We start from the raw sequence: 26,022 nt of genomic DNA, 5'->3' as shown, positions 1-26,022 counted from the left end.
TACAATCCACTCAAATAAAACCGGTTATGAAAAATATTTTACTTTCCCTGCTGTTGCTACTTTGTGTTAGTACAGCTACTATGGCACAATATGATCTATCCACCGGGTATGTATATTCCCGTCCGCAACAACAGATGGGAGATTATATTAAACATGCTCATGGTTTGCAGTTTCAGGCTTTGTACCGGCTCCCCAATAGCCGCTTGGCGTTTGGTGCTGGCATAGGATTCAATGGCTATGGCAGCGAAACTTCCAGACAGACCTACCGTTTCGGTGATGGCTCTACTACCGAAACAGATGTAAGCGTAGATAATGCATTTTCCACCTTTGCTTTAATTGGCAGATTAGACTTGCTGCCTGCTTCAATAGTTACTCCCTACCTGACCGGGCAAGCAGGCTATAGTTTGTACCGCACTTCGCTCTATATAGAAAACCCAGATGATCCGGATGGATGCAAACCTTTAGAAAATAAGGCTTTACAAACAGATGGGGCATTTTCAGTAAGTGGAGGCGGCGGGCTGCGCTGGGATTTAAGCAGCATAATTAAGAAAGCTAGTAAGCAACGTTTCTTTGCGGATATTTCTGCTTTGTATACACAGGGAGGTAAAGTCAGTTATATGAATGTAAATATTCCGGCCACCCCAGCTACGCATCATCACCCGGTGCCTGCGTCCGGAGATGTATTTTCATATAGTACCAGATTCATCAACCCAGTCAATCAGGTAGTACACGAACACCATGTAGGCGATGTGTATAGTTCCTATATCCGGATGATGGAGTTCAAATTAGGCTTTGTATACAGGATATCCAAGTAGAGTAAGCTGGTATGGAACTATTGCTCCTGTGCTTATCTGGTTTTAAATGAAGCCTGGAAGCATAAAGATGAAAACACCTGAAGAACTCTCACTAACAAGTGGGCCTTTATAAGTATGCTAAGCCAATGAGCCTAATTTAAGTGAATGGCTGTCTCCTAAGAATGTAAAAGCTATTTATAGAATAGATTACTGGTGAAATAATTATTAGATTCTTCAACCAAGCAATTAATAATTGTAGTATATTCATTTCTTTAATAACCAGCACAGACCCGTTGTCCTTCGGGTGAATTTTCAACTACACATAAGTATTACCAGTAAGTAATAGCTTTTATTGCAATTTCAGCATTACCTGTAAAGCCCCATTAATTTTTTTTCAATTAAAACGTTTGTTGGCCTTATAGCCGCGAAGCAACAATTAAGTGGTTATAAGTACTTTGAATTATAATCATCTGCTACTAAAACAGGTAAAAGCGAATGAAGCGGACTTTTGGGTATAATTAGGTAATAACTAATATACACACGGGTATTCCTTTATCCCTTAAAAAGATTGCATCAATAGATCACACCTGCTATTACGAGTATGGCAGAAGGTTTATCGGCTAGTTAATACATACAAAAGCACATATATGTACCGGTTCTTTACTACTCTATTTTTATGCTTTAGTGTACTTGCTGCTGCTGCTCAAAATAGTATTGTGCGAACTGATGGAGTAAAGCTGGACGTTAAAGTAGTGGAAGTAAAAGGATCAGAAATTCATTTTACGAAGAATGCCGAAAATAATGGAAAACTATATGTTATCAGCAAAGAAGATGTAGTGTCCATCACTTATCAGGATGGCTCTGTTCAGCAGTTTCCTCCTGTCTCTGCTCCCATTGTGCCCAAACCATCAGTGGTGTATAACAAGGGCAGAAACATAATAGGCTTCAGGCCCATAGATTTTGCCTTTACCAATTTAAGTTTGCTTTACGAACATCTCTCTGCCAATCAGAAGGTAGGTATACGGCTACCCATATCCATAGGGATTAGCCATAAAGAGATCAAAGGCGATGTATATAACAATTTTTCGATGCTCCGCAACCGGACATTCAGCACTGGCCTGGACCTAAATTTTTATGTGGGCAAGCCCGATAGATTCCGGTATTATATTGGCCCTTCTTTCCAACTGGGGTTTTTTAGATACATAACAGATTATTATTATCCTTCTCCCGGAACATCTTTACCTACCAGCATAGGAACCCAATATGCCTTTTTACTGAACAATGGTATATGGTATCAGCTAGATAAAACAATTTTGCTGGGTATGGACTTCGGGTTGGGTTTTCAGCGAAGAACAATGAGTAGAAGATACTATTCTGATCCGCCCACTTCCGCAAAAGTATCGGGGAATATAAGTATTGGCTTCCAGTTTTAAGAGTTGACTATATGAGAAAAAAGAGTACTTCTTCAGCGGCTGGTAAACATAGCCAGTGCGGTATTTTTAAGAACTTGGCAAAGAGTTGCTTAAACCGATACCTGGCTCGCATTACGCTATTCTGTTTTCTGTTTCAACTCATTGCTTGTAATTATTACCGTACCCGTACCGAAGCTCCCGATGCTCTAAATACTGTTTATTCATTAAGCAAAAGAAAAATATTTATACTGCACCAAGGTCCGAAAACCTGGTCGTTAACAAATGTAGTGCTGACTGGAGAAGAGCTGGAAGGAACCTTGAATGAAGTGCCTGTCTCCCAAACAAACTATGCTACGGCAGATCCCAATAAGTCTCACCGATACCGGTCTACCGATAAATACAATGCCCTCAACCGGGTGCATCTGTATATCAATGAGTATAGGCAGGAGGAAGGAAATCAAATAGCTATCCCGGTTTCTTCCATCAAGCGGATAGATATTGTTGAACAGGATACCGGCCGTACAGTTGCCTCTCATGTGCTAACGGCCGTAGGAGTAACTATTGGCGTACTGGTACTGATTAGTATTATCATTGTACTGACTAAAAGTTCATGCCCTTTTGTCTATACAGATACCGGGGAAGGATATGAATTTACCGGAGAAACGTATGGAGGAGCCATATTTGCCCCACTCGAACGCCACGACTTTATGCCTCTACCCACTAGTGTTCCAGTAGAGGACCAATACCGCATTCGTATTACCAATGAGTTAAAAGAACGGCAGTATACTAACTTGGCGGAGCTTTGGGTAGTACAGCATCCGGCAGAAGTAACTGTATTACTCGATAACAAAGGTAACATACATACCTTATCTCAGGTAGAGGCACCTATACAGGCTCAAACAAGTGCTGGTGAATCTTGCCTGGATCAACTATTCCGGAAAGATTCAACCAATTACTTATTTAATGAAACCGTACCTGCCGGTTCGCTCAATGAAGTTGTTTTAACATTTGACAAACCTGCACAAATCTCCAGTGGAAAGCTGGTGCTCCGGGCACAAAATTCCCTCTGGCTAGATTATCTTTTCGGAGAGTTTACCCAGCAGTTTGGCAGCTTGTATCCTACATGGGCCGCCAGCCAGAAAAAAGAACCGTTTCAAAAGCTTTCCCAATGGCAGATAGACCAGGGTATCCCCTTAAGTGTATATCTGGAAACATCCGCCGGCTGGCAACTGGTAGACAGAATAGAATCAGTTGGCCCATTGGCTTCCCGTAATTTAGTAATACCGCTAAACCTGGCAGCCGTGAAAACAAAAGATACCATCCGTGTTAAACTGGCTGCAGGTTTTATGTTCTGGGAAATAGACTATGCTGGCATAGATTACAGCACTAATTTACCTGTGAAGCTGGAGAAATGTAAGCCATATTCGGCCATAAATGAGAAAAATGAGGATATGCGTGCCATGCTTTCTGAAGACGATACGGTATACGCACAACAATTACAACCCGGAACAGCCGTTACCCTTACGTATATGAATCCAATGCAACCCATAGAGGGTACAAAGGTAAGTACCTTTCTGCATACAAAAGGGTATTATGAACATGTACGTGAATATAAGGGTACTCCAGATATACCCGAATTACTATCGTTCCGTAAAGAAGGCCGGTTTGTTGAATTTTCTAAAGAAAAATACCTTGAAATAAATAAACAAATGGGTTTAACAGCTACCACTAAATAATCTATGGAAAGCACCTTGACTAAGCATACGCCGGCAAATGAGGGCTATCCGGCCACTACCCATATTCCATACCTTCCTTCTACTATCGTGGTCTCTTCCATTAGGCGGAAGCTACTGGCCACCAGGTTTCGTATACAAGATATTTCGTTGCTCATGAAGCATGTTTCCAAAGCAGACTCTCTTCCGAAACTTATAAAAAAAGCCCGTGCTTTACGGCAACTGTTTTATGGCACAAAGTCTATCAGAAAAGTAGCCCAGGTAGATGGCCGGTATTACTGGACGCATCATTGCCCCGGATGGCCTTCTGTGGCTTACAAAGATTTTATGCACAATGAAATAAATCGCTTGGTCACTCACCCGCAAGTGCCCATTCACCCCTATATTGCTTTTTTTGCTATTACCAAGAAGTGCCCCCTAGGCTGTGAGCATTGTTTTGAATGGGACAACCTCAATAAACGCGAAAAACTTTCCCTATCTGCTATTATGCAGATTGTACATACCTTGCAAGATAAAGGCATAACCCAGGTTCTGTTCAGTGGTGGCGAACCTATGCTCCGGGTACACGATATAGTGGAGGTGCTTAAAATGGCACGGCCAGTTACAGATTTCTGGGTATTTACCTCTGGCTATAATTTTACGGCTCAAAATGCCCGCCTGCTTAAAGAAGCCGGACTTACCGGCGTGTCTGTAAGCCTGGATCACTACCTGGAGCAAGAGCATAATACATTCCGCAACTTGGCTAATGCCTACCAGCTGGCTATCAATGCTGTGGTTGAGGCCCATAAAGCTGGATTAGTCGTAAGCCTGGCACTTTGTGCCACGAAAGCCTTTGTAACTGAGGAAAACCTGATGCAGTATGCCAGACTTGCCAAGAGACTGGGTGTAGCTTTTGTTCAACTATTAGAACCTCGAGCCGTAGGGCATTATATTGGAAAAGAGGTTGAACTCAATCCAGACCAGATCCAACTGCTTACGAGCTTCTATGAAAAATTAAACCTGGACCCAGCCTATGCCGACTGGCCTATTGTGGTATTTCATGGCTACCATCAGCGGAAAGCCGGCTGCACCGGAGCCGGCAACCGGTTCTTATACATAGACACCGACGGCGACTTACATGCCTGCCCTTTCTGCCAGAAAAAAAGCGGTAATCTGCTTACCAACTCTTATGAGGAAGGAGTAAACTGCTTAAAAGCAAGAGGTTGTCATGTATTTGCTACCGCTAATCCGCAATAACTACGCCCTACCTCACAGCTAAGTAATCCTATCTACCAATTGGCATCAGAGAAGAATAAAAATTTACGCAACCGATTGCATTAATGATAATTTACTTATACCTTTATTATATTGAACAAAATAAAGGAAGTATGTCACAAAATCCTTTTTCCTTAAAAGGCAAACTAGCTTTGATCACTGGTGGAGGTACGGGGTTGGGCTTAGCCATCGCCAAAGCAATGACGGATGCCGGCGCCGAAGTAATTATTACCGGAAGAAGAGAAGAGCCCCTAAAGGAAGCTACTGCAACAATTGGCGGAAAATGCCATTATGCCATACATGATGTTACTCAACTAACAGGAGCCGCCACTTTGGTAACTGACCTGGAAGACCGCTATGGCCCTCTGGATATTCTGGTGAATAATGCAGGTATTAATATGAAGAAATTTGCATTGGAGGTAAGCGACGAAGAGTTTTCCACCATTATACAAACCAATCTGCAGGCGGTATTTACGCTGACCAGAGAAGTAAGTAAGAAAATGGTTACCCGCAAAAAAGGCAGTATCATTATGATTACATCTATGGCAGCGGTGTATGGTATTCCCGGGGTACCAGCGTATACAGCTTCAAAATCGGCTGTTCTGGGTCTTACCCGTACACTGGCCTGTGATCTTTCGCCGCATGGCATCCGCATCAATGCCATAGCTCCCGGGTTTATAGAAACCCCCATGTTAACGAAAGCCATGCAAAATGATGAAAACCGGAAAAACAAAGTATTAAGCCGTACGCCAATGGGCACATTTGGAAAGCCTGAAGACATTGGCTATGCGGCAGTTTACCTGGCTTCAGATGCTGCCAAATTTGTTAATGGTACCCAGTTGTGTGTAGATGGTGGAAATTCTATAGGATTTTAGAAATCCTATAGTACAAAATGCCAGCTTCCTCCTTATATGTATGAGAACAAACCCTTCCTGAGCTTATGGAAAATACAGATAACCAATTGTTAAATAGCAGGCGAGATTTTCTGAAGAAGAGTGTGGCGGCAGCCAGTGCGGTATTTTTTGCCCCTACTATTGTACCTGCTTCTGTTTTAGGACCTTATTCTCCCAGTAACCGCATTAATATAGGATGTATTGGTACTGGCCGTATCTCTAGAGGGCATGATATGCCAGAAGTGCTGAAATACAATCATGCCCGCATTATGGCTGTATGCGATGTGGATAGTAAACGGGTGCAGGATGCCAAAAAACTGGTAGAAGACTATTACACCAAGCAAGCTAATAAACGGTACAAAGGCGTAAAAACCTATGAAGATTACCGCGATTTGTTGAGCAATAAAGATGTAGATGCGGTAGTGATCAGTACGCCAGATCACTGGCACGCCTTGCCAGCCATAGATGCAGCCATAGCCGGAAAAGATATTTATTTACAAAAACCTACTTCGCTCACCATAGCCGAAGGCCGTTTATTGAGTGATATTGTTACCAAACATAACCGCATTTTTCAGATCGGCAGCCAGCAGCGGTCCATTGATCCATGGCCTCAGTTCAAGAAAGCCTGTGAACTTGTACGAAATGGCCGCATAGGGGACCTGAAAACTGTATATGTCGGTTTACCCGGAGATCCTTCCGGACAAGATGAACCGGAAATGCCAGTACCAAAAAATCTGAATTACGATATGTGGCTGGGCTCTACACCTGAGGTTTATTACACCGAAAAAAGGGTACATCCGCAGGCAGATTATGACAGGCCAGGCTGGCTGCGTTGCGAGCAGTTCGGAGCCGGGATGATCACTGGATGGGGGGCACATCACATAGATACAGCTCACTGGGCAATGGATACCGAACTTACAGGTCCCATAGAAGTATCCGGATGGGCAGAATTTCCCACTAGTGGTTTATGGAATGTACATGGTATTTTTAAAACGGAAGCTATGTATGCCAACGGGGTAAAAATGATTGTATCCAATGAATTGCCGAATGGAGTAAAGTTTGAAGGAACAGAGGGGTGGATATTTGTTACCCGGGGAGATTATGCCGTTACCGCCAGTGACCCCGGCGTACGGGAGAAAAACAGTAAGGTACTGGATGCAAACGACCCTAAAATCCTAACTTCTGAAATTGGCCCCAATGAAATACACCTGTACGAAAGCCCGGAACAGCACGGCAACTGGCTGGATAGTATTAAGTCGCGTAAGCCGAATATAGCTCCCGTAGAGGTAGCTCACCGTTCATGTTCTGCCTGCCTGGTGCACCACATAGCTATGAAATTAAAGCGGAAAGTATACTGGGACCCAGAGAAGGAACGCTTCAAAAATGATGAAGAAGCTAACAGTATGCTCTCCAGACCAATGCGTGCCCCTTACCAGATAAAGGTATAATTAGCTATTTAGACAGAATGAACTATAGATCTTTTTACTACGCAGCCTTTTTTCTGCTGTTTTCTGCTTTTGTTGCTTTTTCCTGTAGCAAATCATCAAGTGCTTCTTCAGCAAAAGTGCGGCAAGAAAAACGGGTACTTATTTTTACTAAAACTGCCCCAGATAGCTACCGGCATGCTTCTATTGAACCTGCTAAAATCGCTGTGAAAAAACTCTGTGAAGAAAATGGATTTCTGGCAGATACTACCGAAAGCTCGGAATATTTTACGGATGAAAAGTTAAAGCAATACAGTGCCCTTATTTTTATAAGTTCCAACAAGGATGTGTTTACACCTGAACAAAAAGAAGCCTTTCAGCGGTATATCCGGGCTGGCGGAGGTTTTGTAGGCGTACATGCAGCAACTGGAACCGAACGGGAATGGCCCTGGTATGGTAAACTGGTAGGAGCCGTATTTGTATGGCATCCACCAATTCAGAATGGTACTATTGAGGTAACGGACCAAACGCATCTTTCCACGAAACACCTGCCTAAACGCTGGCAGCGGTACGACGAGTGGTATTTTTTCCGGGACATCAATCCGGATATTAAAGTGCTGGCTACACTAGATACTACTACCTTCAAAAGCGAGCGGCATACAGCTAATTATCCATTTGCCTGGTATCATGAATTTGAAGGTGGCCGGTCATTTTACACCGCTGGCGGCCATAGTCCCGAAGATTATGCAGATCCCGCTTTTATGAAACACATCCTGGGAGGCATTCAATACGCTATTGGCAATAATTATGAACTGAATTATACCAAAGCTTCTGCCTATAAATAATTGGGTGTACATAGTAGGTAAAGGCCAGAGGAGTTAGCCTCTTCTGTTTTCTAACTTTTAATGTCTACGTACTAAACTCCTCTTTGACTTTCACTATATGAAAATAACTGATGCCAAAGTATTTGTCTGCTCACCCGGCAGAAACTTTGTAACGCTTAAAATTTATACCGACGAAGGAATTTATGGAATTGGCGATGGTACCTTGAATGGACGGGAAAAATCTGTAGTGTCCTATCTGGAAGATTACTGTATACCCTGCCTGCTTGGCCGCGATCCATTCCAGATTGAAGACATCTGGCATTATTTCTACAAAGGAGCCTACTGGCGCAGAGGCCCGGTTACCATGTCGGCGGTGGCAGCGATAGATATGGCCCTGTGGGATATTAAAGGAAAAGCCCTGAAAACACCAGTGTATAACCTGTTGGGTGGCAAAAGCCGGCAAGGAGTAATGGTATATCCGCACGCGTATGGAGAAACAATAGAAGCTACCATTGAAAATGTGCAAAAATATGTGGACGAAGGCTATGTAGCCGTGCGTGCCCAGAGTGGCATTCCAGGTTTAAAAAGTACCTATGGGGTGGCAAAGGGGAAAACCTATGAACCTGCCCAACGTGGGATGCCTACCGAGTATGAATGGTCTACAGAGAAATACCTGAATTTTACACCGAAACTTTTCCAGAAAGTACGCGATGCCATAGGAGATGATATTCACTTGCTGCACGACTGCCATCACCGGCTTACACCTATTGAAGCGGGCCGATTAGGTAAAGAGTTGGAACCTTATCATTTATTTTGGCTGGAAGATACCACACCGGCAGAGTTACAAGAAAGCTTCCGGCTGATCCGTAAACATACGACTACACCACTGGCTGTAGGCGAAGTATTCAATACGGTTTATGATTACACGACGCTTATTACCGAGCAACTGATAGATTATATCCGCATGTCTATTTTGCGGGGTGGCGGCATTACCTCTATGCAGAAAGTAGCGGCACTGGCTTCCATCTATCAGGTGCGAACCGGCTTTCATGGCGCTTCGGATTTGTCTCCTATTACTATGGCAGCTGCCCTGCACTTTAACCTAGCCGTAAATAATTTCGGCATTCAGGAATACATGAAACATCCGGCAGAAGCTAATGATGTTTTTCCGCATGCCTATGCATTTGAAAAAGGCTATATGTATCCGGGGGATGAACCAGGTCTTGGGGTAGATTTCAATGAGGAACTAGCCGCTACCTATCCGTATCAGCGGGCCTACCTGCCTGTAAACCGTAAAGAAGATGGGACCTTGTTTGATTGGTAGGAAAACAAGTTGAAAATGTGGAAATTTAACATTTGAAAATAAAGGGTAGAGCCGCGTAAAGTTAGAATACCTAAATCAATATTTATGAAACATATTCAAAACCTGGCCGGAGCAGTGCTGATGGGAAGTTTACTGATGGCTTGTGCTCCGGAAGAAAAAAAGACCGAAGAAACAACAGACAAAGCAACTACGACTAATTCCAACATGGTCAGACTTATTACCTTAGACCCTGGGCATTTTCATGCGGCACTGGTGCAGAAAACTATGTTCGATAAGGTAGATTCTACAGTACATGTGTATGCGCCCGAAGGAAGTGATGTGCAGGACCACCTTAAAAGGATAGAAGGCTACAACAGCCGGCAGGAAAACCCAACCCACTGGAAAGAAGAAGTGTATACCGGACCGGATTTTCTGCAAAAGATGGTTGAGCAGAAAAAAGGTAATGTAGTAGTAATTTCAGGAAACAATCTGAAAAAGACAGAATACATTAAAGAATCGATAGATGCTGGGCTGCATGTACTCGCCGATAAACCCATGTGTATAGATACAGAGGGGTTTGAACTATTAAAAGCTTCATTCGAGGCAGCTGAAAAAAACAAGGTACTTCTCTATGATATTATGACGGAACGGTCGGAGATTACCACTGTCTTACAGAAAGAACTGGCACAACTACCGGAGATATTCGGCGAACTACAAAAAGGCACGGTAAAAGATCCGGCAGTAACCAAAGAAAGTGTACATCATTTTTATAAGTATGTTTCCGGCAGTCCGTTGAAGCGTCCGGCCTGGTTTATGGATGTAGCCCAGCAAGGCGAAGGGATTGTAGATGTAACTACCCACCTGGTAGACTTAGTACAATGGGAGTGCTTTCCGGAACAAACCATAGATTACCAGAAAGATATTGAAATTTTACAGGTAAAACGTTGGCCCACTCCCATGACCCGCAGCCAGTTTGCCTTAATCACCGGGCAGCCCGATTTTCCGGAATACCTGCGTAAAGATGTAGTAAAGGATACTAACCTGAATGTATATTCGAATGGAGAAATTAATTATACCTTGAAAGGAATACACGCCAAAGTTTCCGTTATCTGGAACTATAAAGCGCCGGAAGGGGCAGGCGATACCCATTATTCCATTATGAAAGGTTCCAAAGCTAACCTGGTAATCCGGCAGGGAGCTGAGCAAAAATATGTACCAGAGCTGTATCTGGAACCTGCTCCTAAAACAAAAATAGATGAAAAAGCCCTGGTACAGGCGTTTGAAAAAATTAAAAGCAAGTATGCCGGCGTAGAGTTGAAGAAGCTATCTGCTGAGAAATGGCAAATAGTAATTCCGGAAAAGTACCGCACCGGCCATGAGGCACATTTTGGAGAAGTAGCGCAGCGTTTTTTGCAATACCTGGAAGCCGGGAAACTACCTGATTGGGAAGTGCCCAATATGCTGGCGAAATATTATACTACTACTCAGGCGTTAAGCAAAGCCAAAGCTTCTTCCAATTTGTCGGCACGATAGTGTTAGCAATCATAAAAATAAGGGGCAAATCAAAAAGTCAATAAGTAGTTTGGTGCAAGAAAAATCATTGCAAGAGTATATTTTCAGAATCAATAAAGCTATTGATTATATGAGACTTCACTTAGATAGAGAAGTTTCTCTGGAGGAGTTAGCGGAGAATGCCAATTTTTCAAAGTTTCATTTCCATCGACTATTTAAAGCAGTTACTGGCATACCTCCCAATGAATATAAAATGCAGTTACGAATAGGTAGAGCACAATTTAGGCTACTCAATAGTTCAGTAATTCCTATTACAGAACTGGCTTATTATGTAGGCTATTCAGATGTGGCGTCTTTTTCCAAAAGCTTTAAAAGAATCAACAAGCAAAGCCCTACGCAATGGAGAGAACATCACTTAAATAAAAATAGCAAGATCGGACAATACAATAGCAAGTTAGGACAACTGTTAAAAGCAAAGGACGGCTACTTTGCACCCATAGAAAATAACCAAATACAAAAATCTATGGAACAAAACAAAGTAGTCAACATTGAGGTCAAAGAATTGGCTCTCCTTCCTGTAGTGTATGTGAGAAACCATTCCATACATGTGCACGATTCAGAGGGCTTTGGGAGTATGTTCTCCACCTTGATGAAATGGGCAGCGGCAAGAGGACTAGTGAATTTTCCTACTACAAAAGCATTAACGGTCTATCGAAGCATGCCAGATGCTAATGGTAAGGTTCAAGCGGATGTTTGCTTATCAGTTCCGAAAGAAATTGACGGAGAAGGCATTATTGGTAAATCCATCATACCTGGAGGAAAGTATGTTGTTCTTCACAAAGAGGGCACCCTAGAGGATTGTTTTACTGCCTGGGACTATTTGTATAATGAATGGTTTCCAAGTAGTGGATACCAACCAGATAGTAGAGGCGTATATTTGAATCATTTGAACGACGCAAAAACTCATCCGGAAGGATTACATATTTTTGATATGTGTATATCAGTTAAATCCTTATAAATAAATTGGATTAAATACGGTTCTTAACACTCTATTCACCGTCAAGCGGCCTTGTCTTGCCAGAAGGCTTCACCGCAATGGTACCCGTTTACGGGAATAGTTGTCAGTAACTACTGACGTCTTGCAAACATACAAAGCTTAAAAAACCTGTTAGGTGTTGGAAACCTAACAGGTTTTCTAGTATATACTACCAAATAAGTAGCACGTCTTTTATTTATAAAGAATTATTGCTTATACGCTACCCGGTATACGACCCCATTGTTATCATCCGTAATTAACAGTGAGCCATCTGTGTGTTGCGTAAGGCCTACCACCCGGCCAAACTGGCTTTTGTTATTATCAATTAAAAAGCCGGATAAGAAATCTTCAAAGCCGGCCGGTTTGCCATTTTCAAATTTCAGCCGTATTACTTTGTAACCCGAAGGCTCGGCCCGGTTCCAGGAACCACGCAGGGTTATAAACGCACTGTTTTTATATTCCGCAGGAAATTGCGCACCTGTGTAAAACTTCATCGCTAAAGGCGCACTGTGAGCAGTATAAGTAAGTTCTGGAAATTTGGTTTTTTTGGCATATTCTTCAAACGTCTGGCCTTGGGGAGGAGTATCTGCTAAATTGGGTTTACCATCTTCATACACATACGGCCATCCATAATTTCCATCTTTTACCAGCTTATTTAATTCTTCTTTCTGGGATTCATCACCCAGCCAGTCAATGCCGTGGTCCATGCCATAGAGTTCCTTGGTTTGTGGATGCCAGTCGAAACCGATGGTGTTCCGTAAACCTTTGGCAAATATCTTTTTATCTGATCCGTCTAATTTTGCTTGGATCATGGTAGCACTTTCTTCACTGGTTTCTTCACAGGCATTGCATGTACTGCCTACAGAAATATAGAGCATATTATCTGGCCCAACGGCAATGGTACGGTTCGCATGCTGTCCGCCATCCGGTAAGCCTTCCATAATCATTTTCAGTTCCCCTAAGGTGCCATCTTCTTTTATATCGGTGGTAAATACATCTTCTACTGTAATCAGATACATTTTATTCTGGTGGATAGTAATACCGTGCATCTTCTCCCGTTTGGCTACTACCTTGTTTTCATCTGCTTTTCCATCATTGTTGGTATCGCGTAGCAAGGTAACCGTACCTTCATCGCGGTTGGTTACATAAACATGCCCCTTGTCGCTGACAGCAAGCATGCGGGGTTTGCCCAAGTTTCCGGCAAACTTTGTTACAGTAAATCCTGCCGGAACTTTCAGTTGTTTTATGCGCTCGTCGGTGGCATCTACCAAGGCAGGTTTAAATATATTGCCTTCTACCTTAGAAGTAATCAGGTCGCCTTCTGCTTTGGAGGCATCGTCCATAGTATTCGCATCCTGGGCAGATAGGTATAAATTTGGAAAAAAAAGGCAAGCGCTGAACAGGCTTGCAGCAATAAACGGTTTACATATTCTCATAACTGGTGACAATTGATTGGTAATTCATTCTTTTTTTCAATACGGTGTCAAGTTGAATAGGTTATACGATTTATTCCAAATAAACCTTTAATAGGGCCTGAAGTTGCTGTATACTGTCAGCCTCAGAAGCAGGCTTGTCATGCCGCCAGCGGAGTATGCGCGGGAAACGTACGGCCACCCCAGATTTATGCCGGTTAGAGGCTTGTATGCCTTCAAATGCTATTTCAAACACCAGTTCAGGTTTTACTGTACGGACCGGGCCAAATTTTTCAAAGGTGTTTTTCCTGACAAATGTATCTACCTGTTTAATTTCTTTGTCAGTAAGGCCTGAATATGCTTTGGCAAAAGGAACTAAGGTATCGCCCTGCCATACGCCGAAGGTATAATCGGTGAATAAGTCTGCCCGGCGGCCATGGCCTTTCTGCGCATAAATAAGTACGCCATCTACAGTCAGGGGTTCTATTTTCCACTTCCACCAATCGCCACGTTTGCGGCCAGTCTGATAAGAAGAGGCCAGGCGTTTTAACATTAATCCTTCCGCAAAATTTTCCCTGGACTTGGTGCGGATCTTGGTTAATTCTTCCCAGCTGCTGAAGCGGACCGGATCAGAGTAGGTAATAACTTCGGTAGTAAGTGTATCAATTACTTGCTCCAGCAGTTTTCTCCGATAGGCCAGAGGTTCCGACCGGATATCTTTGCCCTCCCATTCCAGCAGATCATAGGCTACAATAATAATGGGGGCTTCTTTTAAATATTTTGGGGTGATGTTTTTGCGGCCAATACGGGTTTGCAACACACTAAAAGGCATAATTTTTCCTTCCAGAAAAGGCAATATCTCTCCGTCTATGACGGTGCCGTCTGGCAATTCATGCTTGAGTGCCTGCAACTCCGGAAATTTATCTGTTACCAGATCTTCCCCTCTTGACCAGACGAATAATTCCCCTTGCCGCTTTATGGTTTGCGACCGGATACCATCCCACTTCCATTCAGCTTGCCAGTCTTCCGGGTTGCCCAAAAAATCGGGCGTGTCTTCTATAGCATAGGCCAGAAAAAAAGGATAGGGGCGGGAAACACTGCTGGCATCTTCTTCATCCGACATCAGGGTTTCAAAACTGGTTTCCACCGGATTCCACTTCCCCATTAGCTGGTGAGCAATGACAGAGGTTTCTTTGCCAGTTAAGACAGACAAGGCTTTGACGACAAGGTTCTGCGATACACCTATCCGGAATTCGCCAGTCATGAGTTTAATAAATACCAGGCGTTCCTGGGTAGTTAATTCTTCCCAGGCGGCAATTACACTTTCCTTGAGATCTGTTTCATCCATGGCTGGTAAAGTCTGCAAAAAAGCTACCCATTCGGTTAAACTTTTATCCGAGGTTTTTTGAGGAGGAGGCAGCAACAAAGAAATCGTTTCTGCCAGGTCGCCTACTACATGATACGATTCTTCGAAAAGCCAGGGCGGAATGCCGCTTACTTCCATGGCCCAGGTGCGGAGCAGGGTGGTGTTTACCTGGCGCTTTGGCCGTTTACCGGAAAGCAATGCCAATGCCCATACTTTATCTGCATCATCTACCTGGCCGAAATATCTGGTGAGAATGGCAATTTTGTCGTTGGTTTTGTTGGTCTGGTCGAGTTCGGTAAACAGGCTGGCAAAGTTTTTCATATACGCTGAACCACGAGTTACGGGATTTAGAGAGTTACAGGATTTGTTTCTATACGAAAGCCAGCTAATTAGGATGTTTGCTAAACATACGGCTGCTTTTGGAGTTGTAGATTCTATAGACTTCTTACCATATAACTACTCTCAGAAACTCATGTTCGGATTATTCAAGAAAAAAGATGAAACTGCCCTATTGCAAAAGAAATATGAACAACTGATGCAGGAAGCCAGAGATATTCAGCGAGCCGGCGATATGCGGGCATTTGCCCTGAAAACGGCGGAAGCAGAAAAAGTGATGGATGAAATAGTGGCTAAAAAGAAAAAAGCGGAGTAAAAGAAAAATAGTTTATTCAAACTACTAACAGATGTAGCCAGTCTTGACTGCAACCTCGCTGATAGGTGTGCCTTCATGGCCAGGGATGTCGCGCATTTATAACGCCGGGATAAACCAGGTCCATACTCTTAATCAGGGTTACTTACCTAAACCATAATCTTGAGGGAGCATATCGCCTATTTTTTCCCAGCTCCAATACCCTTCAAACAAGACGTCCAAAGGTTCTACAATATTGCCTGTTTCTTCCAGCAGTACAGCGTCTACATTTAGAGAAATAACTGATGTTTGATAGGTGGGTCCTCTACGCTGAAACTGGCTGCTGGCTTGTACATACCCTGATTCCTCCTTTTCGCCCGTATACACTACCTGGAAATATCCTTCAAAAGCCATAGTAACTCCTTTATCTGTCGGGCAGAGGTAGGTCTGGTAGGGCACCTTAGCTGTATCCAGCTGTTCTAGAATTTTAGGTAAACTGGCTTTGGATAAAGTAATAGAAATAGGATCATTTTTAGATAAGTTGCTATCGCCTCCCCGTTGCCGGAGTTGTTCGCGGGCAGCTTCCAGTTCTTCTTCACTTGGCCGGTTGGGGTTGGGCGTACGGATAAGCCGCCGTAAATTAAAACCTTCTTCCTGAAGTTGCTGTTTACGTAACACCCGTACAAAATGCATCACAGAACCATTGTAGGCTTTTTGGCGGTTTTTGCTCCATCGTTTATCCTTTGCTTTCTTTCCCAGCATAGGTTCATACCTCGGATAACCCAGGTACGTTACATAGTTTTCTTGGGTAAAGTATTTGAATTCTACTAACACATATTTTATCCGGTACCCTAGTTCCGGGTTTTCTATCTGAAGCATGTCCCTAGCTTTTACATCCAGTACACCTGTTTGCGGATTGAAGGAAATGATCAACACTTCCGGATTCAGCAACTTGCATTGGCGGGCTAGCTGGCTTTTACCCAAAAAATTCTCCTTAAATACTTCCAGATTTACATACCAGGAACTATCCCGCTGGGCAGTTACTTCCACTTCCGAAAGGGTAAATTCTTTGGGGGTAAGCTTGAATAAAATAGAAGGTGGCGGCTGGTTCATATCCACCTGGTAAATAATAGGTTCGTACCCAATATAGGATACTACTATTTCATAGGTACCAGGTTGTAAGCTAAGGGTAAATTCTCCTTTTTCGTTGGTAGTGGTACCAATAGTGGTGGTATTTACAAAAACAGATACAAAAGGCAAAGCCTCATTGGTTTCTCCATCTACCACTCTGCCTTTTAATGGCCCTTGTGCCTGCGCAGAAAAGCTTACCCATAGTAAGATTACGAATAAGGTATACTTTATAATGGCCATCTGCGCTGTATAGGGATATATGAAGGAAAATAACTTTACTTTTTTGTATACACATCCACTACACCCGGGCCTGCTCCTTTGCCAAACCGCTGCTCAGCTTCGTACCGCTTATAAATAATTACCTTCTCTATCATTTCCGGATTGAGTGCTTGTATAGCCGTTTTATCTACCTTTTTTCCGTCAATAATATACATTACCGAGTCTGGTAAAGGTTTAGGAGACTCCATAATGGCTACTGGTTTATATAGCGTAATAATTTCGTTAAAGCTTGAACGAAAAACTGAGCTGCCGCCAACAAAGATTCCATTGGGGCCAAATCTGTTGCCCTCGTATCTGGCTCTGTCACTTAATCTCAGGAGAATCGTCATTTCGTTCAATGGAGTAAGCGCCATTTCTATGCCTTGATAAGGAAATGTTTCAACAACTAATACCTTATCTTTTTGATCCACATCAATAGAGAATCTGCCCAATGCATCTGTTATGACATCCGTCGACTGACCTTTTACTTTAATGTGTGCTCTGTGTATAGGCCTGTCGGTGTCTGCATCCTTCACTATTCCATTAATTATTCTTGTATTTCCTTGCTTTGTTGCCTTCCAGGTGGATTTTTGTACAACCGTTGATAAGTTGCTGGAAAAGGCAGTAAGGTTGCTTTCTACTTCCTCGGCTTTAGTCAGGCCAAATAGCATACATAGCCCACATAAAAGAGGAATACATAGTAAATATTTTAATCTGGCCATTTGAGAAGAATAGGGGCTGTTCATCATCAAAATACGTTTCCGGACAGACGAGCGGTTAAAGTTGTTGGCAAGGGATAGGTTGGCTTGTTCCAGTGTTATTTTCAAGAGGTTGAGTTGATATTGTTGGCTGTGTATGCCAGCTGCCAGTACGCCTTTATCTGCCAGGTATTCCAGGTTAAGCCGGATCATCTTCTTGTGCCACCAGGCAAACGGATTAAACCAGAAGAATACGGTGTACACTTCGGCCAGTAAAATATCTAAGGTATGCCATTGCTGTACGTGCACTTGCTCATGCCGGAGAACCTGCTCAAAAGAGGGTTCGTGAACAGACTGCGCAGGCACAACAATGTACCGGAAGAAAGAAAAAGGGTTGCCGACTGCCCGGGAAGTTGCCAGAATGTACTGCCGGTGGGTTTGAATAACAGACCGGCGGATAATGCGATACAACGCCAGTACTTGCACGACAAAATACATAATGAGCATGCTGACTACACTCCAGTAAATAAGCGTACTTACTTCCATAGATGCTGCCAATTCTACCGGCATGCTGGATGAGGCAGGTAATGGCTGCGAAATCAATGTATAATAGGCAGTTTGTACCGAAGAAACTGGTGTACTTGAATGAACAGCCTTATCCGGCACAAAATCAGGGAAGGGAAGCAAAGGCAAAACCAGCGAGCTAGCCAGAATTCCCAGCAAAAAAAACCGGTTAGCCTGGTGAAATGTTTCCTTCCGGAGAAACAGCCAGTACACTCCGAATAACATACACTGGGCAAGACTGACTTTTAACAAGTATAGGAACAAAGCATTCATCTTATGTATTCTTTTGTTTGTTAATAATCTCCATAATCTCCTTTAACTCCTCGGCACTGATTTTTTCTTCCTGGGCAAAAAAAGCTACCAGGTTCTTATAAGAATTATCAAAGTAGCGGGAAAGAATTTTAGCTATAGAGTTTTCCTTGTATTGCTCCTGGCTGATCAGCGGATAATATTCGTAGGTAGTTCCATAGGCCGTATAGCCTACATAGCCTTTCTCTTCCAGATTGCGGATAATAGTAGAGAGGGTGTTGTAGTGGGGTTTTGGTTCTGGCATCCGGGCAAGCAGTTCTTTTACAAAGCCCTTTTTTACTTCCCACAATAATTGCAGTACTTCCTCTTCTTTTGGTGTTAGCTTTTCCATACAATAAATATAAACTATAGAAATTAGTTATGCAACTATAATGTATAGTTATATAACGAAAAATTTTAGTTAGAGTTTAAGTTGTAGGATGGATGAAGTGGGCTTGCTGTGTATTTTCCGATTTTTCCCTACGCTTCCTCAACTTTTCTTCGTTAATTCGCAGACAAAAATCTGAAAGCGTTATGGAATTCCGTATAGAAAAAGACACCATGGGCGAGGTAAAAGTACCTGCCGACAAGTATTGGGGTGCACAAACCCAGCGTTCCAAAGAAAACTTTACTATTGGCGGCCATCAGATGCCCCTTGAAATTATACGCGCCTTTGCCATTCTGAAAAAAGCGGCTGCCCGCACCAACCAGGAATTAGGTGTTTTAGCCGCTGACAAAGCAGATATCATAGCGCAGGTCTGTGATGAAGTGCTGGAGGGTAAGTTAGACGACCAGTTCCCACTGGTTGTATGGCAGACTGGTTCGGGTACACAGTCAAATATGAATGTGAATGAGGTAGTAGCCAACCGGGCGCATGTGCTGCTTGGCGGAAATTTGATGGACGATAAAAAGAAGATCCACCCCAACGACGATGTAAACAAATCGCAGTCGTCGAACGATACATTCCCAACGGCTATGAGTATTGCTGCTTACAAAATAGTAGTAGAGCACACAATTCCAATGGTAGAGAAGCTAAAAAATTCTTTAAAGCAGAAATCAGAAGCATTTAAAGATGTGGTGAAAATTGGCCGTACCCACTTTATGGATGCTACGCCACTCACCTTAGGGCAAGAGTTCTCCGGCTATGTGGCCCAACTGGAAAACGGTATTCAGGCACTGAAAAATACGTTAACACACTTATCTGAACTGGCCCTGGGTGGTACGGCTGTTGGAACCGGATTAAATACCCCAAAAGGCTATTCCGAACTAGTGGCCCGGAAAATTTCTGAATTTGCAGGTCATCCCTTTAAAACGGCTCCTAATAAATTTGAAGCTTTGGCTGCTCACGATGCAGCTGTAGCTACTTCTGGTGCATTAAAAGGCCTGGCCGTAAGCCTGATGAAAATAGCCAACGATATCCGGATGCTCTCTTCTGGTCCACGTTCCGGGATTGCAGAAATACTCATTCCTGAAAATGAGCCAGGTTCCTCTATTATGCCAGGGAAAGTAAATCCTACACAGGTAGAAGCCTTAACGATGGTGTGTGCCCAGGTAATTGGCAACGATGCAGCTATTACGGTAGGTGCGATGAACGGCCATTTTGAATTGAATGTATTTAAGCCGGTTATTATCTTCAATCTCTTAATGGCTGCCCGCCTGATTGGCGATGCCAGCGATTCGTTCGATAAAAATTGTGTAGTAGGTATTGAGCCAAACTATCCGGTGATTGAGAAAAATCTGGAGAATTCACTGATGCTGGTAACGGCGCTTAATCCGCATATCGGTTATGAGAATGCTGCTAAAATAGCTAAGAAAGCTCATAAAGAAGGCACATCTCTTCGCCAGGCTGCCATTGCCCTGAATCTGCTTACTTCCGAGCAGTTTGACCAGTGGGTTGTTGCCAAAGACATGATTGGCGGGTTGAAGTAAAATATACTGCAAACCAGTTTCCGATACCTTCTATTCGCATACCCTATAAAATACAAATCCCCGCAGAATATTTCTCTACGGGGATTTTTTATGGAGTTATCTTGTATTTGGTTATTTTGTTAGTGAGAAGCTAAGTAGCTGGCTACTCCTTCGTTTGTAGCTTTCATCGCATCTTTGCCTTCTTCCCAGTTGGCCGGGCAAACTTCGCCATGCTTTTCTACATATTGCAGGGCATCTACCATACGGATGGCTTCGTCAATATTACGGCCCAGCGGCAGGTCATTAATTACGCAGTGTCTTACTACACCGGCTTTGTCTATCAGGAATGTACCTCTGTAGGCAACAGGAGTTCCATGGAAAACCATATCGCCATCTTCATTATAGTCATAGTGGCCGGCCAGTACGCCAAAGTTAGAAGAAATGGTTTTGGCTACATCCGCTACCAAAGGATATGTAACTCCCTGAATACCGCCTCTGTCTTTAGGGGTTTGCAACCATGCCCAGTGGGAGTTTTCTGTGTCGGTAGAACAACCCACCACGGCTACATTTCTTTTTTCAAACTCAGCTAATTTTTCCTGGAAAGCCAGTATCTCCGTGGGACATACGAATGTAAAATCTTTTGGATAGAAGAAGAAAATAACTTCTTTTTTGCCCAGATACTGATCCAAAGAGAAATCTTCTACAAGTTCTTCTCCATTGATTACGGCAGGGGCACTAAACGCCGGTGCTTTTTTTCCTACTAATGACATAATATATAGTAATTTTTATAGACGAAATTAACTGGCCGCTTGCCAGATTTACTTTATGCAAAACTATGGGTTATGCTACAATTAAGCAATCAGAAATAGTGTTTTTTCTAGGTAGGTGTTTATTTGCTTAAAAAATTACAACAAACACTTGTAATTTTTATATATGCTTGACATACTACTCAGTTTCCGGATTTGGTAAATTTTTCTTAAACCAGAAGAAAATATAACTTTCTTAATTCAATACTTTCTTTATATTTGTCGCCACTCATTTTTTAGTAATTTTCATTAACACTCAACAAACCTTATTCGCCCAAACCTTTTAATTTATGTACGGACTGATCATAGGAATTTTTGTAGTCGGGTACCTGGCTATTGCTTTCGAGCATCCTATCAAAATCAACAAAACAGCATCTGCCTTAATTACGGGTGTGCTTTGCTGGACAGTATATGTACTGTTTACCCATGAAAACCCGGAAGCGGTAGTAGAAGAGCTATCCCATCATCTGGGGGCTGTATCCGAAATTCTATTCTTTCTGCTGGGAGCCATGACTATTGTAGAGTTGGTAGATGCACACCATGGCTTCAAAGTAATTACCGACCGGATTACGACTAAGAATAGCCGTATATTATTATGGGTATTGTCTTTTATCACGTTCTTTTTGTCAGCTGTTCTCGATAACCTGACTACATCTATTGTAATGGTTTCGCTGTTACGAAAACTCATTACGGACCAGGAACAACGGAAGTTCTATGCTGGTATGGTCATTATTGCGGCGAATGCCGGCGGTGCCTGGTCGCCCATTGGGGACGTAACCACTACGATGCTCTGGATTGGCGGACAAATTTCCGCCCTCGCCATTATTAAAGAGTTAATTGTTCCAAGTCTGGTATGCATTCTGGTGCCTCTGCTGGTTCTTTCTTTCCGGATGAAGGGAGATATACACGGAGAAGCGTTAGAAGTAGAAGATAACGCTCATGAGAGAAGCAAATTAATGTTTTTTGTAGGTGTTGGCGGACTCATATTTGTGCCTATTTTCAAAACCGTTACCCACCTGCCGCCTTACATGGGCATGCTCTTTTCATTAGGGGTAGTGTGGGTAGTATCGGAGTTGATTAATAGTGATAAAGACGAAGAAGAGCGCCATCCATATACGCCTGCCCATGCCCTTTCTCGAATAGACACATCCAGTGTATTGTTCTTCTTAGGAATATTAATTGCCATTGGCTCGCTGGAGGCTACTCACTTACTTACTGATCTGGCCACATGGATGAGCGAAACTATCGGTAACTTGGATATTATCGTTATAGCCATTGGCATAGCCTCTGCCATAATCGATAATGTGCCATTAGTAGCGGCCACTATGGGTATGTATGATATGAACACCTTCCCTACAGATTCTAAATTATGGGAATTTTTAGCCTATTGTGCTGGTACTGGCGGCAGTATATTAATTATTGGTTCTGCAGCAGGCGTAGCTGTAATGGGTATGGAGAAAATAGATTTTATGTGGTACATCAAACGGATCAGTTTGCTGGCCTTGATAGGATATATAGCCGGAGCCCTTACGTATCTGGGAATCTATAGTATAACGCATTAATGCTTGGGTAATAATTTATAGCATAGATATTCATAAAATAAAAGAGACTGCATTTAGAAATATGCAGTCTCTTTTATTTATGTAACCACGCATAAAACAGTCCTGCAATTTCCATATTTTTTTTGTAAATTGATACCTGCGAACCAGTTAACAACCAGACTTTACTATACAGCAGGTACGATACAGATACATTTTTTTATGGATAAGATTACCTGTCGCTTGTTTCTTCATTAATACCTGTTGATACTACCCATTCTGAAAGATTGATTATACTAGAATAAAGGAATGCTACCAAAAAAATTAAGGCAAGATCTATGGAGCAAGCATAATTTTTTATGCACCCTGTTCATTTTTGCCATTCTGGGTATGCTATCCTCTATTCCCATACAATCGGATGTGCTCAATCCGGTAGAGTCTACCTTCGACGACTTTGAGTTGACAGATATTGTATTTTCTAAACTACGACCCGATACATTATACAAGGCCGATACTAACATTGTACTGGTAAACATTGGTAGGTTAAACAGGGCAGGTATTGCAGAACAGATCAACATTATTAATCAATACAAGCCTAAGGTAATCGGCATAGATGCTGCCTTCCGCACCCCCAAAAGCCTGGAAGGGGATACGGCACTGGCTCATGCCATGGCTCGTGTAGATAATCTGGTGCTGGTAAGTGGCGTTCATCAGTTTAATAAGGAAACCAACCAATACGATACCCTGGAGACTTCGCATCCTATGTTTACATTGCATGGAACTACCGGCTTTGCTAACCTGATCGTAGAAAGTGATGATTACTACAAGTCGTGCCGGAGTTTTAGTCCGAAAGAAAACGTACGCGGCCATACTGAGCTGGCTTTTCCGGTAAAGGTGGCGCAAGTATATCAGCCATCCATAATTAAACGCTTTCTGCAAAGAGATAATGCCTATGAATACATCAATTACCGGGGCAATTTTACGTCCGGGTCGTTTTATGCAGTAGATGTTGCAGAAGTTTTTGATCCGGAATGGGATGGCTCTTTCCTGAAAGATAAGATTGTGTTAATGGGATATATGGGGGAGAATTTTCAGTCGCGTACCCTGGAAGATAAACTCTATACCCCGCTGAATGAAAATTATGTAGGCAAAGCCCATCCAGACATGTACGGCGTAGTGGTGCATGCCAATAGTATATCCATGATTTTGCGGGAAGAATACATTAATGATGCGCCAACGGTTATAGAAATTGTTATTGCAGTAGTGTTGTGTTTCCTGAATGTGGTTTTGTTTACCCTCATCATGAACCACTTTGGCGACTGGTACGACAGCTTAACTATTATCTGGCAACTGATGCAGACCTGTATTATTATGTACGTGGTAGTGGCTTTGTTTTATATGTTCAATTTAAAAATAAATCTTACATTAGCTTTGGCAGCAGTTTTGCTGTCAAGCAATGCACTGGAGTTGTATTATCATATTGTATTGCGGATGTATAACCGCACACATTTTATTAAATTTGTTTCTAATAAATCAAAAAAGCAGGTCACTTAGGAGGAATGAGGTCCTGGAATTGCGAAAAGGCATTAAGGGAACCAGAGAATGTAAGTGATCCTTACAAATAACTTTTTACAAACATGAAAATTATTACATTGTTGTTAGTAGTTTATACTTCCTTATGTCAGGCAGTATTTGCACAAAGTACCACCAGTCCGCAGGAGTATGTATTTAAAGTACTGGCCAGTAGCGGAAGCAATTCAGTAGCCAGAGGAAGTGCAGCAACCGACTGGAAATCTTTAAAGACAGGACAAAAAATTACCAAGGAAGATAAAATTAAGCTGGCGCCCGATAGCTTTCTGGGCCTGGTACATAAAAGTGGCCGAACACTGGAGCTGAAAACACCAGGCACTTTTTCAGCCAGCGAATTGGCTACCAAACTTGCTACCTCACAAGCTACCTTCAACCAGAAGTATGTAGATTTTATGATTAATGAGATTACAAAAGCGGAAAAAGAAGATGTAAACAAAAACCGCCACAGCAACATGGGTATTGAAGGTAAAGTAGAGAGAGGCGAATACGAGATAGTAGCGCGTATGCCTGCTGCCAAACCAACCCATACTTTCAGCGACCAGGTGCTTTTAAAATGGAACAAATTACCAGGCACAAGAAGCTACAAAATTAATGTGTTGGATATGTTTGATGAAGTTTTGTACTCAGCTACTACAGCCGATACAATGTTCACATTGGACTTAAGTCAGGCTACATTACGGAAAGAAAGCAGCTACCTGGTGGCCATCAGTTCTATAGACAGGCCAAGTGCAACATTCGAAAAGTATAGCATTGCGAAAGTAAGCCCAGAGGATGCACTAACTATCAACAAAAAGTTAGCCCAGCTCAAAGAAGGAAAAGAAGAAACCTCGGTTAGCAAACTATTACAGGCATCGTTTTTTGAAGAGAACAACCTGTTACTAGATGCCATGAAAGCTTATGAAGAAGCGATTAAATTACAACCCAGTGTAGAAGATTATAAAACTGCTTATCAGCAGTTCCTGGACAGGAATAATTTTCAGAAATAAGCTGATCAATTAAACCAAAAAAGCCCTGCTGAATAATCAACAGGGCTTTTTTGATTGTATAGTTTTTATTTTTTAGCTTTTTTAGCAGCAGGTTTTGCTTCCTTAGGGGCATCTGTAGCAACTTCAGCTACTTTAACCGCTGAACTGCGTTTGCGGCTATTGCCGAATGTGCCCATAAAAAGCTTCCCTTTTTTCGATTTTTTATCTCCCTTTCCCATAAATAATAATTGTAAGTTGGTTTAACAGTGCTAAAGTACTTGCTGCCAAAGCAATTGTCAAGCAAAGCGTGAATTATTTATTCAAACAGTTTCCTCTACAGCCTCCTGTAACTATACCTTGTCTGATGGTTTCAGCATGAAGCCTGCATTGCTTTATTTGAGACAACCCCCTGGTTAGTAAATGGTCTATGAATTAAAGTTACTTGTAATAGTGATAATTTATGATAAATAAGCACAAATATGCCACCCTTACAAGGTTATTTACCGTATGAGTAACAAAGTTAACTTATGTATCTACAATAACCCATATGTTATGCAATGTTATCATCAATTCATTCCCGAAAGTTCGTGTTGAAAGTACACCTGATTATGTAAATCCGGTCTCCTCCGATCACATGTAATTTGCTTGCATGTTACCAGATAGTTTACATACGTGCGCGTATCGG

22 protein-coding genes are annotated in these 26,022 nt (G+C 42.5%); 15 read left to right on the top strand and 7 right to left on the bottom strand.

Features of this window, described 5'->3' with window-relative positions:
* The first annotated feature begins 26 nt into the window (after window positions 1-26).
* The 10 genes from Q0590_RS06570 (at window position 27) to Q0590_RS06525 (ending at window position 12,167) form a co-directional block, all read left to right on the top strand.
* Window positions 27-815 carry a hypothetical protein gene (locus tag Q0590_RS06570; RefSeq protein WP_302036704.1) on the top strand — a complete coding sequence of 263 codons (789 nt, stop codon included), beginning with the start codon at window positions 27-29 and terminating at the stop codon, window positions 813-815.
* Between the two features lie 626 nt (window positions 816-1,441).
* Window positions 1,442-2,227, top strand: a complete 786-nt coding sequence (locus Q0590_RS06565) for a hypothetical protein (protein ID WP_302036703.1) — start codon at window positions 1,442-1,444, stop codon at window positions 2,225-2,227.
* An 11-nt stretch (window positions 2,228-2,238) separates the two neighbouring features.
* Entirely contained in the window at window positions 2,239-3,942 is a 1,704-nt protein-coding gene (locus Q0590_RS06560; protein WP_302036702.1) for a hypothetical protein, read from the top strand.
* Between the two features lie 3 nt (window positions 3,943-3,945).
* Window positions 3,946-5,175 carry a radical SAM/SPASM domain-containing protein gene (locus tag Q0590_RS06555; protein WP_302036701.1) on the top strand — a complete coding sequence of 410 codons (1,230 nt, stop codon included), beginning with the start codon at window positions 3,946-3,948 and terminating at the stop codon, window positions 5,173-5,175.
* Between the two features lie 131 nt (window positions 5,176-5,306).
* Window positions 5,307-6,068, top strand: a complete 762-nt coding sequence (locus Q0590_RS06550) for an SDR family NAD(P)-dependent oxidoreductase (RefSeq protein ID WP_302036700.1) — start codon at window positions 5,307-5,309, stop codon at window positions 6,066-6,068.
* A gap of 65 nt (window positions 6,069-6,133) precedes the next feature.
* Window positions 6,134-7,534, top strand: coding sequence for a Gfo/Idh/MocA family protein (locus tag Q0590_RS06545; protein ID WP_302036699.1), 1,401 nt, complete (start codon window positions 6,134-6,136; stop codon window positions 7,532-7,534).
* A 17-nt stretch (window positions 7,535-7,551) separates the two neighbouring features.
* Window positions 7,552-8,355 (top strand): ThuA domain-containing protein, encoded by an 804-nt coding sequence (locus Q0590_RS06540; protein WP_302036698.1) that lies wholly within the window; start codon window positions 7,552-7,554, stop codon window positions 8,353-8,355.
* A 97-nt stretch (window positions 8,356-8,452) separates the two neighbouring features.
* Window positions 8,453-9,658, top strand: coding sequence for a D-mannonate dehydratase ManD (manD, locus tag Q0590_RS06535; RefSeq protein WP_302036697.1), 1,206 nt, complete (start codon window positions 8,453-8,455; stop codon window positions 9,656-9,658).
* Window positions 9,659-9,742: 84 nt separating this feature from the next.
* Window positions 9,743-11,170 (top strand): putative oxidoreductase C-terminal domain-containing protein, encoded by a 1,428-nt coding sequence (locus tag Q0590_RS06530; RefSeq protein ID WP_302036696.1) that lies wholly within the window; start codon window positions 9,743-9,745, stop codon window positions 11,168-11,170.
* A 109-nt stretch (window positions 11,171-11,279) separates the two neighbouring features.
* On the top strand, window positions 11,280-12,167 hold the full coding sequence (locus Q0590_RS06525) for an AraC family transcriptional regulator (protein WP_302036695.1): 888 nt from the start codon (window positions 11,280-11,282) through the stop codon (window positions 12,165-12,167).
* A 224-nt stretch (window positions 12,168-12,391) separates the two neighbouring features.
* Here Q0590_RS06525 and Q0590_RS06520 read toward each other — a convergent pair whose 3' ends face one another.
* Both Q0590_RS06520 and Q0590_RS06515 read right to left on the bottom strand, forming a co-directional pair.
* Window positions 12,392-13,621: a PQQ-dependent sugar dehydrogenase gene (locus Q0590_RS06520; protein ID WP_302036694.1), complete on the bottom strand. Its 1,230-nt coding sequence runs from the start codon at window positions 13,619-13,621 to the stop codon at window positions 12,392-12,394.
* A 70-nt stretch (window positions 13,622-13,691) separates the two neighbouring features.
* On the bottom strand, window positions 13,692-15,284 hold the full coding sequence (locus Q0590_RS06515; protein ID WP_302036693.1) for an ATP-dependent DNA ligase: 1,593 nt from the start codon (window positions 15,282-15,284) through the stop codon (window positions 13,692-13,694).
* A gap of 73 nt (window positions 15,285-15,357) precedes the next feature.
* Here Q0590_RS06515 and Q0590_RS06510 point away from each other — a divergent pair, with 73 nt between their 5' ends.
* Window positions 15,358-15,615 carry a Lacal_2735 family protein gene (locus Q0590_RS06510; RefSeq protein WP_302036692.1) on the top strand — a complete coding sequence of 86 codons (258 nt, stop codon included), beginning with the start codon at window positions 15,358-15,360 and terminating at the stop codon, window positions 15,613-15,615.
* Between the two features lie 138 nt (window positions 15,616-15,753).
* Here the strand turns inward: Q0590_RS06510 and Q0590_RS06505 are convergent, their stop codons facing one another.
* From Q0590_RS06505 to Q0590_RS06495, 3 genes are read right to left on the bottom strand one after another with little or no spacing between them, the layout of a single operon-like run.
* A complete protein-coding gene (locus Q0590_RS06505) occupies window positions 15,754-16,962 on the bottom strand; it encodes a carboxypeptidase-like regulatory domain-containing protein (protein WP_302036691.1) in 1,209 nt (402 codons plus the stop codon).
* Between the two features lie 35 nt (window positions 16,963-16,997).
* A complete protein-coding gene (locus Q0590_RS06500) occupies window positions 16,998-18,467 on the bottom strand; it encodes a M56 family metallopeptidase (protein WP_302036690.1) in 1,470 nt (489 codons plus the stop codon).
* 49 nt (window positions 18,468-18,516) lie between these two features.
* On the bottom strand, window positions 18,517-18,882 hold the full coding sequence (locus tag Q0590_RS06495) for a BlaI/MecI/CopY family transcriptional regulator (RefSeq protein ID WP_302036689.1): 366 nt from the start codon (window positions 18,880-18,882) through the stop codon (window positions 18,517-18,519).
* Window positions 18,883-19,064: 182 nt separating this feature from the next.
* Between Q0590_RS06495 and fumC the strand changes: the two genes are divergently transcribed.
* The gene (fumC, locus tag Q0590_RS06490) at window positions 19,065-20,459 is read left to right on the top strand and encodes a class II fumarate hydratase (RefSeq protein WP_302036688.1); all 1,395 of its coding nucleotides are present in this window, start codon (window positions 19,065-19,067) and stop codon (window positions 20,457-20,459) included.
* Between the two features lie 119 nt (window positions 20,460-20,578).
* Here the strand turns inward: fumC and Q0590_RS06485 are convergent, their stop codons facing one another.
* Window positions 20,579-21,208, bottom strand: a complete 630-nt coding sequence (locus Q0590_RS06485; protein ID WP_302036687.1) for a peroxiredoxin — start codon at window positions 21,206-21,208, stop codon at window positions 20,579-20,581.
* Between the two features lie 326 nt (window positions 21,209-21,534).
* Between Q0590_RS06485 and nhaD the strand changes: the two genes are divergently transcribed.
* From nhaD to Q0590_RS06470, 3 genes are all read left to right on the top strand, one after another.
* A complete protein-coding gene (nhaD, locus tag Q0590_RS06480) occupies window positions 21,535-22,806 on the top strand; it encodes a sodium:proton antiporter NhaD (RefSeq protein ID WP_302036686.1) in 1,272 nt (423 codons plus the stop codon).
* 366 nt (window positions 22,807-23,172) lie between these two features.
* Entirely contained in the window at window positions 23,173-24,336 is a 1,164-nt protein-coding gene (locus Q0590_RS06475) for a CHASE2 domain-containing protein (protein WP_302036685.1), read from the top strand.
* 83 nt (window positions 24,337-24,419) lie between these two features.
* Window positions 24,420-25,358 (top strand): hypothetical protein, encoded by a 939-nt coding sequence (locus Q0590_RS06470; protein ID WP_302036684.1) that lies wholly within the window; start codon window positions 24,420-24,422, stop codon window positions 25,356-25,358.
* A gap of 65 nt (window positions 25,359-25,423) precedes the next feature.
* Here the strand turns inward: Q0590_RS06470 and Q0590_RS06465 are convergent, their stop codons facing one another.
* A complete protein-coding gene (locus Q0590_RS06465) occupies window positions 25,424-25,576 on the bottom strand; it encodes a 30S ribosomal protein THX (protein ID WP_302036683.1) in 153 nt (50 codons plus the stop codon).
* Window positions 25,577-26,022: the final 446 nt, after the last annotated feature.

This window comes from Rhodocytophaga aerolata (assembly GCF_030503435.1).
Taxonomy (GTDB): Bacteria; Bacteroidota; Bacteroidia; order Cytophagales; family 172606-1; genus Rhodocytophaga; species Rhodocytophaga aerolata.
Note: the sequence above shows the minus strand (reverse complement) of the source record. Positions and strands in the feature narration are given on the sequence as shown.